Genomic DNA, 12,185 nt, shown 5'->3' with positions numbered 1-12,185 from the left:
CCTACCTTTCCGAATTGCTCTCATAATGAACCCAGTACCTGCTCGTGCCGAACACGGCCAGCGTAAGCACGATCGTCAGCAGGAACAGCACCCATAGCATCGCCAGGCCGTACCCGTAGCGCTGGAAAGCGAAGATCTGCTGGAACGCGTGGATCAGGTACAAGTAGTTCGGCCGGAGCGGGATACTGAGCAGGCCGCCGGAGGAAGCCGTCGGGCTGAGCATCTGCGCCTGCGCGAAAATCTGCAGCGAGCCGATGATCGCAAAGACGAAGTTGAAGAAAATAACCGGCGTCATGAGCGGCACGGTCACTTTGCGGAACCGCTGCAGCGGGCCGGCCCCGTCGATCGCGGCCGCTTCGTACAGGTCGTTCGGAATCCCTTTCAAGCCGGCGAGATAAATAATGATGCCCCCGCCGCAGCCCCAAGCCAGCAGGATGAACAGCGACGTCGTCGCGTAATCGTAGCCGAGCCAGTTGACGGCATGAATGCCGAAGAGCTCCAGGAAGCTGTTCAATAAGCCCCCGTTGGTCGAGAATATATATTTCCACATTAAGCCGATCCCCGTGATCGGCAGGATGGACGGCAGGTAATAGAGCGCCCGGAAGAAGCCGACGCCCTTGAACTTCTGGTTCAGCAGCACGGCGATGAAGAAGCTGACGACCGTGCTGACGACGACGTTGATCGAGCCGACGTAGAACGAGCGGCCGAGCGAGTACATCGCGTCGCTGTCCGTGAAGACGTGACGGTAATTGCGCATGCCGATCCATTTCAAGTGATCGATGTTGAAGCCCATGTAATTCGTGAAGCTCAGGTACAAGCCGTACAGCAAGGGATAGAGCCCCAAAAAAATAAAGACGATCAGCCAGGGAAAGATCAAAATATAAAAGTCTCTCGCTTCTTTCCGCTCCATTCTCCCCATGCGCGCCATGATGTCACCCTTTCTTTATGAAGATGGTGGAAGCGGCCGGCCGCTTCCACCATGAGCATTGAATCGCTTAATTGCCGGTCAGATCCTTGTTGTCCTGCATCAGGTCGGCGATGTTCTTCGAGATCTTCCCGATCGCATCGTCGATCGTCGACTTATCGAAGTAGACCGGCGTGAACTGCTGGTCGAACGTGGAAGTGATGGCCTGCGAAGCGACGAACGGGCTGTAGCCGAGCACCTGAATGTAGTCCAGGTCGTCCTTCACGACACCGTACGCCTGCTTATCGAAGGCCGTCTCCTGCGGGAGCAGCGCCATCTTCGATTGGAAGACGGGAAGTCCCCAGCCGCTCTTCGCGCGCTCGTCGGCCATCTGGCCGCTGTAGAACCATTCGAACACCGTCCACGCTTCCTTCGGATGCTTCGTCTTGCTGTAGATAATGCTGCCGGACGCGCCGCGGGCCGCTTCGACGCGCTTGCCGCCGTCCATCATCGGCGAAGGCAGGAGCATGTAGTCGTCCAGGTTGTTCTTCGTCGAATCCGTCGTGCGCAGCAGACCGCTGAACCAGTAGCCGCACAGCATCATGGCCGACTTGTTCTGCGTGAAGAGATCGATGAAGCTCTTCGTTTCCGTATTCAGCGGGCTTGGGCCTACCGGCGCCTTCACCGCGTCGACCCAGTATTGCAGCGCCTTCTTCGCGTCGGGCGTGTCGAGCTCGATGCCCTTGTCCGAATAGAGCTGCTCGCCGAGCGAAGCCAGCTGATGCAGCAGCAAGTCCTGATTCGCGATGACGCCGTTCGTGAACATATCGACCAGACCGTACTGCGTGATCTTGCCGTTCTGCTTCTTCGTCAGCTTCTTGGCCAGATCCAGCATCTCGTCGTACGTCATCGGCTCCTTGTCGCTAGGGAGCGGAATGCCCGCTTCGGTGAACATCTTCTTGTTGACCCACAAGTCATAATCCGGCGACCAGTCTTTCGGGAATCCGTAGATCGGGCCCTGTCCCTGCATCGTGCCGTCGAAGCGGTACACGTTGGCGATGTCGAGGATATCGTCTTTCGGGAACGCGGCGCTGTTCTCGAAGTACGGATCCAGGTTCAGCGCCAGACCGCGGCTGACGTAGAACGGAATTTCGCTCGAGCCCTGAACGCGGATCAAATCCGGCGTATCCGGCGAATTCGCGGCGACCTGCGCCATCAGCTTGTTGTAGTCGGAATCGACCCGGACCAGCTTGATGTTCGGATGCTCCTTGTTGAACGCGTCGATTTGCTCCTTCGTGACTTCTCCGTCGCCCATATTGAAGCGGATGGTGACCGGAGCGCCGCCCGAAGCATCGCCGGAAGCCGCGGCTCCGTTCGCCGCCGCGTCTCCCCCGGCATTCGCCGTGCCGGCGTTGTTCGTTCCGCCCGCATTCGCCGCGCTGCCGCCCGAATTCGAGTTGGTCGCGCTTCCGCAGCCGGTCAGCGCGAACGCGGTTGCCAGCGTAAGAACGGATAGGCGCGACGCCCATTTCTTGGTTTGCACGTGTGGATCCCCCTTAAGTATGTTCGGTCATTTCGTTCGCGTCGTTCGATCGCAAGTTTAACTATAAGGGATGCCCCTCCGGGCAACAACGAGAGAGAATTCAGCATCTGGTTCGGTTTTTTTCACATCCCGAAGCGGGGAATTTCAATCGTGATCCGCGTTCCTTCAAACGGCTCGCTGACGATCGCCATGCGCGCCTTGCCCTTATAGGCGAGATGCAGGCGGAAGTAGACGTTGCTCAAGCCGACGCCGCCTTGCTTGCCGGCCGCGTCCGGCCGATAGGAGACGCCTTCCTCCCATTCCCGCCGCATGCGTTCCAGCCGCTCCCGCTCGATGCCGAGTCCGTTGTCTTCGACGGTCAGCGCGAGCATGCCGTCCTTGAGCGCCGCCGCGATCCGTATCCTGCCTTTGCGGGCGGACTCCAGGAAGCCGTGCGAGATGGCGTTCTCGACAAGCGGCTGCAAAATAAACGTGATGACCCGGCAGGAACGGGCCTCGTCCGCGACATGCCACTCGACCTCGAACTTGCCCTTGAAACGAAAATCCTGAATGGCGACGTAGCTCTGCGTATGGCGGATCTCATCGTCGAGCAGGGCGGTGCTGCCCTTATGGCTGATGCTGTACCGGAACAGATCCGCGAGCGCGTAGATCATGAAGCCGACTTCTTCGTCGCCGGTGCGCTGGGCGTTCATCCCGATGCTCTGCAGCGTGTTGTACAGAAAATGCGGGTTGATCTGCTGCTGCAGCATGTTCAACTCCGCCTGCGTCTTCAGGGCGAGCAGCTCCCGCTGCTTCAATTCGTTCCGGCCGTTCTCCTCGGCGAACCGGATATTGGTGTCCATCAGCTGATTGATCTGGTCCATCATGCTGTTGAAGCTGCCGACCAGCTCGCCGATCTCGTCCTCCTTCGCGTAGGAGACCGCGGCGGTCTGCCTTCCCGTCTCCGCCTGCTCCATGACCGCCTTCAGCCGCTCCAGCGGCCGGACGAGCCAGTGCGTCAGGAAGACCGACGTGAACAGGGCGACCACGAGCGCCGCCGCCATCACGATCAGGTAGTTGTCGAACATCTCCCGGTTGCCGGCGAGAATGGAGTCGATCGACAGGATCAGCACCGAGTCGAGACGGCTCCCCTCCACCGGATTCGAAATGGCGATGCCGTGAATGCCGTTGGTCTTCACGTACTGTTCCCGGTTCGGCGTCGCGGACAGGCGCGCCGAAATCGCCTTGATGCTGTCCAGCATCGGGATGGACGGATCGTTATGAAAATAAATGTCGCCGCGCTTGTCCAGCGTGACGATGGACACCGTGCTGTCGATGTGCATGGACTGCAGCGCCGATGCGTTCAGAATGACCTGGATGTAACCGATCGGCTGCGGAGCCGACGTATTCTCGTCGTAGGCGTAGAACGGCTTGGCCAGCGCGGCGGTCGGCTGGTTGAACACGTCCGTCACGTTCGCCGACCAGACGATGCCGCCCTGCGAGTCGAGCGTCCGCTGCGTCTCGCCGTCGAGAATCGCCGTATCGTTCGTCATTTGGGACGCGTACCGGCGGACGCCCGTCGGGTTGTACAGCACGAAGTACGAGACGTCTCCGATGCCGGGATATTGCAGAATCGATACGTCGGGCATCTCGGAAGACGCGAAGCCGTCGGAGAAGAACAGATGGTTGAACGTCGGATTGAGCGAGAGCTTGTTCAGCAGATCGTCGTACAGCGCCATCTGCAGCCGCAGGTTCCGGTTCACCTGATCGGACAGCTGCAGGGCGTACGGCCGCTGCTGCTCCACCGTATATTGATTGATGAGCCGGTAGTAGCCGAAGCCCGACGACACGGCCGGTATGCACACGGACAGCAGGAAGAGAATGAACAGATGCGTCCGCAGCGAGAACGACGGGAACCAGCGTTCTCCCGTCCAATCGCGGGAAAGCCGGCGCAGCGGAAATTTCAGCAGCTGCTTGCGCATGAAGGAGGACATTTTACGGAACGGAAGCAGGATGTAATACGAATAAACGACCGTGATCGCGAGCGTAGCCAAGACGATGAGGGAGAAGAAAACCGCGTACTTGGCATAGAGCGCATGCTCCGCGACGCGGATATTGGCGTCCATCGCGGAATCCATCGTCAGCGTAAAGCCGAACATGTTGATGTTATGCGACAGCCGCGTCATGCCCGGGCGGAATTCGGGACCGCTCCGGTCCAGCACGGTGCCGTTCTGATCGCTCAGCTCGAACGCGTTCGGCGATGCGGCGCCGCCGCTGACGAGGTCGGCGAGGAAGCCCTTCTTCAGCACGATCAGGACGAGCGTCGAGTTATGCTGGCCGGAATCCTGAACGCCGCCGCTCAAGACGACATGGCCTTCCAGGATGCCGGCGAACGACTTGGAGTGCGCGATCTGCTCCTCCTTGCCGGTCTTGACCTGGCTCGTCAACGAGCCTGGCGCATAGTACGTCGGCAAGTGCTGGTTATATTCCAGCGGATACAGCAGCCCGGTCTCGCTCATATCGTAGATCGTCGGCACGACGTCGTCGGACAGGTCGAGACGGCCCGCGTGCTTGACGAGGTTCTTCTGCGTGTCGTATTGCCCGATGACGTACAGGGAGTCGATCAGATTCTCGTCGAAATCGATTTGGTTCAGTTTGAAATCGACCTCGCCGCGCTTCTGCCGGTAGTCCGCCTCGTGCCGAAGCGCGAGGAAGGAGCTGGCATATTCGATCAGATCGGAATTCTGCACGTACCGGAGCATGGAATAGGCGTGATTGAAGAAGGAGCTGACGTTGTATTCGGCCGCCGACAGCAGCTTGCTCTGCGTCTGCCGCTCGATGTCCCCGCCGATGCTCTGCGCGTTCCGGATGCCCGTCCATAGGAAGACAAGCTGCGCGCAGATCGTCAGCATAACGGCGCTGATGACGATTCGCCTGCGATGAGTCGGTTTCACGTTAACCCCGCCCCTTCGCGGCTCCGCGCGCTCCGGTACTCATGCGGCGTACAGCCGCATTGCTTGCGGAACAGCTCCGTAAAATAAGCCGTATTGGAATAGCCCACCATCTCGCAAATCTCGTACACTTTAAAGTCGGTGCTCCTCAGCAGCTGCATCGCCCGCTGCATGCGGCGCTCCGTCAAATAGTGAATGTAATTCTGTCCCGTCGACTTGCGGAACAGGGTGCTGAGGTAGTTCGGGTTCACATGGATATGGGCGGCCAAATCCTGCAGCGTCACGGACTTCTCGAAATTCAGATCGATGTACCGCTTCGCTTCGTCGACGATCGTCTGATTGGCGCCGTCCCTGGGGCGCTCTTCCGGCACCGGCCGGCTGTCCGCGCCTGCGGCCGTTCCGGCCGCCGGGTTCGCCAGAGGCTCCCGCAGGGATTGCTCGCGTCCCGGCCGGCCGCCGAGGGCTTGCGCCGCCGTAAGCGCGGACAGGCTGATGTCCGCCGCCGCCCCGACGATCGGCCCGATGACGGTCGACACGGTCGACAGGTGCAGCCCGCGCAGCCGCTTGACCGCCTCCGTGACGGCGGCGAGGGATGCCTCGAGCCGTGCCGCCATGGCATCGGCGATTAATCCGGCTTCGCTGGCCATGCCTGCGTCGGCCCAGGCGATTAATCCGGCTTCGCTGGCCATGCCTGCGTCGGCCCCGTGGTCACTGCCGCTGCCGCCGAATACCTGCAGCAGGAAGCATTCCCCGGTCTCCGGGCGGATCCAGTGGTAGCCGCCGGTCCGCTCGTCCCAGAACTCCGTGAGCAAGTTATGCAGCGCAAACAGAATGAGCCTCCACTCCTTGGCCGAGTAATAATCGCTCTGCTCCAGCTTGCGGTCCAGACGAAGGAGGAGCACGGCGAATCCGCGGCCGTTCAACAGCATTTCGCTCTCCGCGGCGCCTTCCTCCAGCTCTTCCGGCTGCAAGGCCCGGAACAGCAGCTTCTCCATGAACCGCTGGCGCAGCGCGTCGGCGCCGAGCTTCGCTTTGCGCTCCAGCGTCTCGCTGCGGAGCTGCTGCTGCCGGTTGCGGTCCAGCTCCCGGACAATGCCGCCGAACGTCTCGTAGATGTCGGCTTTCTTCGCCGGCTTCAGCAAATAATCGGCGATGCCGAGGCGAATGCCCTGCTGCGCGTAATTGAAATCGTTGTACCCCGTCAGAATGACGGTCTTCAGGTACGGAAACGGTTTGGCCGCCTGCTTGATCAGCTCGAAGCCGTCCATGAACGGCATCCGCACATCCGTCAGCAGAATATCGACCGGCTCCGCCATCATGAACTGGAACGCCTCCAGTCCGTGCTCGCAGGAACCGGCAAGCCGGATGCCCAGCTGCTCCCAGTCGGCGCTCTCCAGCCCCTTGCGTATTTCATATTCGTCATCCACAATCAGTAACCGATACATGGTTCCCCGCCCCGTCGTTCATTTGATTGGCCGCCCTTAAGCGCTTACATTCCAGTCTGATTGTAGATTGTACGGCGCGGCGTTCCATCCGTCAATGCATCCGCGCAAGCAAACCGTATAATCCCCCGGGAGGATCATCGCCGGGAGAGGATGCCGCAATCTCGCGGATAACGACGAAGAGCCCGCCTCTGGAGGCAAGCTCTTCGTTTCCGTCCTATTGCGCAAAATGCGCCAGCCTATACGTCACGCAGCCGATCCGGCTCTCACTCGAACCGGTACGTCCAGAAGCGTTCCGTTCCGAACCGGTCCTGCAGTTCCTTGTTCGACAGCGCCTGATTGCCCATCAGTTCCACCGCCTGGAATTGGGAACGGTGCGCTTGAATGGAGGCGATCTTATGCTTCAAGAAATCACGGACATCGTTAGTGACATCGGGGCGCCCGATCGCCTGCTCATGGTCCCTGGAGAAAGCCATGCAGTGTACGGGCGGGCGTTCCGCCTCGGGCAGCTTGCCGACGGCGCGAACGACGGCGGCTCCGCAGGCATCGTGGTCGGGATGCACGGCGTAGCCCGGATAGAACGTGACGACGAGCGTCGGCTTCACTTCGTCCAGCAGCGCGCCGATCCGGTCGTCCAGCAGCGCCTGATCCTCGAACTCGATCGTTTTGTCATGAAACCCGAGCAAGCGCAAATCCTGGATGCCGATCGCGCGGCAAGAGATTTCGAGCTCGTTCTTGCGGATTTCGGGCAGCGTGACCCGGTTGGCGAACGGCGGGATGCCCATGTTGCGGCCCATTTCGCCAAGCGTCAGACAGGCATACGTGACCTGCGCCCCTTGGGAAATATACTTCGCCAGCGTGCCCGACAATCCGAATGCCTCGTCGTCCGGATGCGGCAGCACGACAAGAATGCGGCTTTCCATAGCGTCTCTCATCTCCTCTTCCATCAGAAAGGCTCCCGGCTCAGCTGCAGCGCGACGACGAGCTTGCCCTGGCCGTCATGTCCCGCCAGAATCAGCCGCTCCGTCTCGCGCTCCTCGTAATGCGTAAGGCCTTCGGAATATACCCAGCCATGCGCCATTTTCAGGCCGACGCGGTACGGTCCGCCGCCGGAAATCGACCCGTGCGAATACCGCACGATCGTATTCGTCACGAACGTGGCCGCCGGATGCTTCGAGCTGTCCAGATGCGACGCGTAAGCGCCTGTCGTCATTTCCAAATGAAGATATAATTCCTGATCCTGAAGCCGGTCGATCCGGCGCTGGATCTCCGTGCGATCAATAAGCTTCATGCCGCGGCCTCCTTCTAGAACTTATGATGCTGCTCTTGAAAGAATTATAGCCGATAATCGCCCTACTTTCCAAAAGTATGTGAACCGCAGGCGCAGCCTACGCTTGGCGGGAAGGCGCGCTGGAGACAAAAGAAGTCTGGGAGCCTGCGCGGCAACGGCCCTAGACGACCAATGGCGCCGCAAGGATAAGACCTTGCGGCGCCATTCAGATTGAAAGGAAGGCCATGTTAAGGACATTGAATGGCTCGTACAACTTCAACGGCGGACCTCGGGCAGTACCGGCGGCCGCATCCCCGCTATCCAGCTTGGGCTTCCGAACCCGTTCGGATTACATCGCTCAAGGAGGAACAGGCAGCTGCACTGTCTTCGCAAAGCGTTGAATTCGGACAGGAGATTCGCTCGTTTTCGCTGCTTGTTATTCAGTAGGCCTGCAAAGAACCTCACGCCTGCCGCAGAAGAGACAAAAAAAATCGAAAAGTTGCTACTCCAGCAACTTTTCCCGCCTCAGACGGTCACATATACCGGAAAAGTTGCTATTCTGACAACTTTCACCTGACGCAAGCTGGAAAAATGCCGATAAAGTTGCTGCTCCGGCAACTTTACCCGCCTCAGACGGGCAAAAATACCGGAAAAGTTGCTATTCTGACAGCTTTACCTCCCACTTAGAAAGTTCACCGTGGATGCAACGTTGGTTGGGACTGTCCTCCATCCGCGCCTCCAGTTTGCATCGCAAACTCGAACGACTGCCGACGGAATCGTTGCAGGAGCTTTGTCATCAAGCCGCCAAAAAGCTTGCTACGATGTACTGCGATGCGAGCCTTCAATCACTTGGACGACTAGCCGCTGTCGATTCTTCCATGGTTACCCTCGGTAGCAAACGTGCCGAATGGCCCTATGTTTCAAAGGATTTTCACGCCATCAAGCTCCGCCTGAGCTTAGGATTGGTCAATGAGACAACGTCCTATCCCTTGCGGACGGTGCTGTCGACGGCCGTCGTCTCTGACAACGACGACGAAGTGCTAGCTGCGCTGGTGGAGCCTTCGGATGTCACCTGTGATTTCGATCGCGGCGCTAAGTGAATTACGGTCGGTACATCGCTTGGAGCGAGAACGACATTCGCTTCGTCGCGCGCATCTATGCCTGGCACTGGAAAATCGAAATTTTCTTCCGAGCGCTGAAAGCCCAGTTAAACCTCTGTCACGGCGATTTGTTCAAGCCTTGTTTCCGGAACGTCAACGAACGAGCCGAGGCCGCCGCAAACGCGGAGGACGACCGAGCATTCACCCGAAGAAATTAAGGCCGGTATGCATTCTGGTCTACTAAAGCATGACAAATCCATTTAAAAAAAAACGGTGTTACGTACAGGGTAGCAGGGGATTTGCTTTGTTATTTTGACCGCTTCCGCTGCAAAGCCCCTCTCGAGCTTAAGATGCGAAAACGCCGGAATATACGACTCATTTCATTCAAGGGCAAGAAGGGCCATTTCCCTTGTTGCAGCCACACGCGTTAGGTAGTTTGCAAAGCTACTGGCTTGTCACGTGCTTGCGGACATAAGATCCTTTATTTCGTCAGACAGGCAGACTTTCGATGCTCTTCGGAGACAATAACGAATCCCGTGTCCGCTGCCCATGAAGACGATCCAGTCGGCGTATGCAATGTCGATACATCGAGTACTTTCCCGACAGCCTGAATGGCGCCGCAAGGATGAAACCTTGCGGCGCCATATTCGCAGATCGGGATGCCGGACGATACCGACGGCATCCCGCTTTGCTCCCGCTTAATTCACTTGATTGACGGTTTGGCCGGGCGTGCTGTCGTCCGCATCCTCGTAGGCGCTCGTCCTTGAATAGGCCTGCTCCAGCAGCGATGCCAGATCCGCTCCGCTCGCCTGGCCTCCAAGCGAGCGCAGCAGCAGGGCAAAGGGGTCGTTGCTATCGCTCGAGCTCGAGGAGGACAACAGGCTCGTCAAGCCGCTTGTCTCGTCGTTCGAGCCGAGGAGGGACCCGTCGTCGGATTCGCTGCCGGAGTCATCGCCGTTCATGAAATTAACGAGCGACAGGCTGGACATTTGCAATTGGCGGAGAAGCGCCTGCGCGTCCTGTTGTTTGGATGCGCCCGAAGCGTTCGTGCCTTCTACGGGCTGCTCCTCATCCGAATCGGCAGCTTCCATGGGCGTGTACGCATTCGAATTTGCTTGCGATTGATACAGACTTAACAAGCTTTGATACAGACTGCCGCTATTACCGATTCCGCTGATGCTCATAAAGGATATTCCTCCCAATCGTTTGCTAAGAGGATCATACGCAATCGATGTGAAGCTGCCATGAAGTCAGGCGGACAAACAGACAATGCTCCGGGGGCGAACAGTCCCCGTTCCGCTATCCGGCACAGCCTGTCCGTCAGGCATGTACCGTCACTTTCGTCCCCGTCGTCACCGTATCGAACAGCCACTCGACATCCTCGTTATGCATCCGGATGCACCCGGCGCTCGCATTCGTGCCGATGGACGCGGGCGCGTTCGTGCCGTGAATGCCGTAGGTCATGCCCCCGGTGTTCGGCACGTTCAGCCCCAGCCAGCGGCTGCCGAGCGGATTGGACGGATCGCCGCCGGGAATGCCCTTGGCCGAATACCAAGGGTTCTTGATCTTCGTCACGATCTCGAAGCTTCCGGCCGGCGTAAGTCCCGGCCGCTTGCCGCTGGCGATGTCGAAGCTCTTCTCCAGCGCGCCGCCGTAACGGACGTACAGCTTGTTATGCGTAATGTCGATCTCGATCGTGCGGACCTTGACGGGCGCCGCGGCAGGCTTGGCTGCGGACGCGCCGTTCCCGGCCGTGCCGGCAGCGGTCGCTGCAGGGGAGGCGCCTGCAGGGGACGTGCTTAGGGACGTGTTTACGGTCGTGTTTACGGTCGTGTTTACGGTCGTGTTTACGGTCGCGCTTGCGGTCGCGCTTGCGGTCGCGCCCGCCTTCGTGCTGCCGGCTGCCCTGCCGTCGGCGCCGCCTGCATGGCCGCCATTCGCAGCATTGCCGACGGCCTCGCCGCTAATGATCCCGCCGCTGCCCATGTAGAACGGATTCGGGATGCGCAGCACCTGCCCCGCTTTGATTGCGGCCGCGGCGGTCCCGATTCCGTTCGCCTCGGCAACCGCCAGCTGATAGTCCTGCTGCTTGAAATAGCGGGCGGACAACCCGTACAGCGTGTCGCCTTTCAGCACGGTATACTTGGCTTCGCCCGCGGGCAGCGGGATGCGAAGGGCCGTCCCGATTTTCAGCCCCGTATTCGGATCCGTGATCCGGTTGTACGCCATCAGCGTTTCCATATACTGATTGCGGTTGAAATACCGGTTCGTAATCGCGAACAGCGTATCGCCCGATTGGACCGTGTAATATCCGAGGATCAGCGGGTTGGACAGCTTCACCGTCGTTCCCGCCTTCAAGCCCGCCTTCGGGTTCCAGCCGTTCGTCTGCGCAACCTGCGCGTAATCGCCGGTCAAATAAAACTTTTTGGAGATGCCGTATAATGTTTCCCCCGGATTAACGGTGTACGGGACGCTTAGATACGTTTCTTCGTTTGTCTGCGCGCTCGTACGAATTGTAAAGCTCGATGCTGCAATCAGACCTATCACCATACAAAAGACCCACTTCGATAACCTGCTCAACGATGATCACACCTTCTGCCGGAATAAATTGCGGCTCACACGATTCGCCGTCATTCGGCAAAACTCCTTCTTCTCCAGACGGCCGCGGCGCATAATTAAGCCGAATGTAGGACAAGCAAACAAAAGACCCCGTATCGCAGGTCCTTAGGAATCATATAGCGTCCTAACATGCTCGTGCTTCGAGCCGCAAAGTCCCGGGATATTATCATGCATCGGCTGCCGCGCAGATGTACATCGAACTAGTGCTTTATTCGCAGCGCGACCGAAGGATGGCCGCGGGCCCGCGGGCGGCGATCGAAGCTCGGCCTTGAAAAGCCCGAATCGCGCTTCATGAACGGCGCGGATAACGGACGCTCTGGATCAAGACGAAAACGCATCCATTCCGGCCTTTTTCGCTCCTGTTCCGAGAGCATGTC

General features: G+C 59.0%; 9 protein-coding genes. 1 reads left to right on the top strand and 8 read right to left on the bottom strand.

Annotated elements, in window-relative coordinates; translation table 11 throughout:
- Position 1 precedes the first annotated feature (1 nt).
- The 6 genes from GXP70_RS05225 to GXP70_RS05200 form a co-directional block, all read right to left on the bottom strand.
- Positions 2-928: a carbohydrate ABC transporter permease gene (locus GXP70_RS05225; RefSeq protein ID WP_162355496.1), complete on the bottom strand. Its 927-nt coding sequence runs from the start codon at positions 926-928 to the stop codon at positions 2-4.
- 67 nt (positions 929-995) lie between these two features.
- Positions 996-2,447: an ABC transporter substrate-binding protein gene (locus GXP70_RS05220; RefSeq protein ID WP_162355495.1), complete on the bottom strand. Its 1,452-nt coding sequence runs from the start codon at positions 2,445-2,447 to the stop codon at positions 996-998.
- Between the two features lie 122 nt (positions 2,448-2,569).
- Complete coding sequence (locus GXP70_RS05215) at positions 2,570-5,380, bottom strand: sensor histidine kinase (RefSeq protein WP_162355494.1); 2,811 nt, start codon at positions 5,378-5,380, stop codon at positions 2,570-2,572.
- Positions 5,377-6,822 (bottom strand): response regulator transcription factor, encoded by a 1,446-nt coding sequence (locus GXP70_RS05210; RefSeq protein ID WP_162355493.1) that lies wholly within the window; start codon positions 6,820-6,822, stop codon positions 5,377-5,379. The genes GXP70_RS05215 and GXP70_RS05210 overlap by 4 nt, the downstream gene beginning before the upstream one ends.
- A 263-nt stretch (positions 6,823-7,085) precedes the next feature.
- Entirely contained in the window at positions 7,086-7,742 is a 657-nt protein-coding gene (gene bshB2, locus GXP70_RS05205) for a bacillithiol biosynthesis deacetylase BshB2 (protein WP_162355492.1), read from the bottom strand.
- Positions 7,743-7,765: 23 nt separating this feature from the next.
- Positions 7,766-8,110: a YojF family protein gene (locus GXP70_RS05200; protein WP_162355491.1), complete on the bottom strand. Its 345-nt coding sequence runs from the start codon at positions 8,108-8,110 to the stop codon at positions 7,766-7,768.
- A gap of 680 nt (positions 8,111-8,790) precedes the next feature.
- Here GXP70_RS05200 and GXP70_RS05195 point away from each other — a divergent pair.
- The gene (locus GXP70_RS05195) at positions 8,791-9,189 is read left to right on the top strand and encodes a hypothetical protein (RefSeq protein ID WP_162355490.1); all 399 of its coding nucleotides are present in this window, start codon (positions 8,791-8,793) and stop codon (positions 9,187-9,189) included.
- A 698-nt stretch (positions 9,190-9,887) separates the two neighbouring features.
- Here GXP70_RS05195 and GXP70_RS05190 read toward each other — a convergent pair.
- Positions 9,888-10,373 (bottom strand): hypothetical protein, encoded by a 486-nt coding sequence (locus GXP70_RS05190; RefSeq protein ID WP_162355489.1) that lies wholly within the window; start codon positions 10,371-10,373, stop codon positions 9,888-9,890.
- Between the two features lie 136 nt (positions 10,374-10,509).
- A complete protein-coding gene (locus GXP70_RS05185) occupies positions 10,510-11,739 on the bottom strand; it encodes a LysM peptidoglycan-binding domain-containing protein (RefSeq protein ID WP_162355488.1) in 1,230 nt (409 codons plus the stop codon).
- Positions 11,740-12,185: the final 446 nt, after the last annotated feature.

The sequence above is a fragment of the Paenibacillus lycopersici genome, assembly GCF_010119935.1.
In the GTDB taxonomy this organism is placed as follows: Bacteria; Bacillota; Bacilli; order Paenibacillales; family Paenibacillaceae; genus Paenibacillus_Z; species Paenibacillus_Z lycopersici.
Note: the sequence above shows the minus strand (reverse complement) of the source record. Positions and strands in the feature narration are given on the sequence as shown.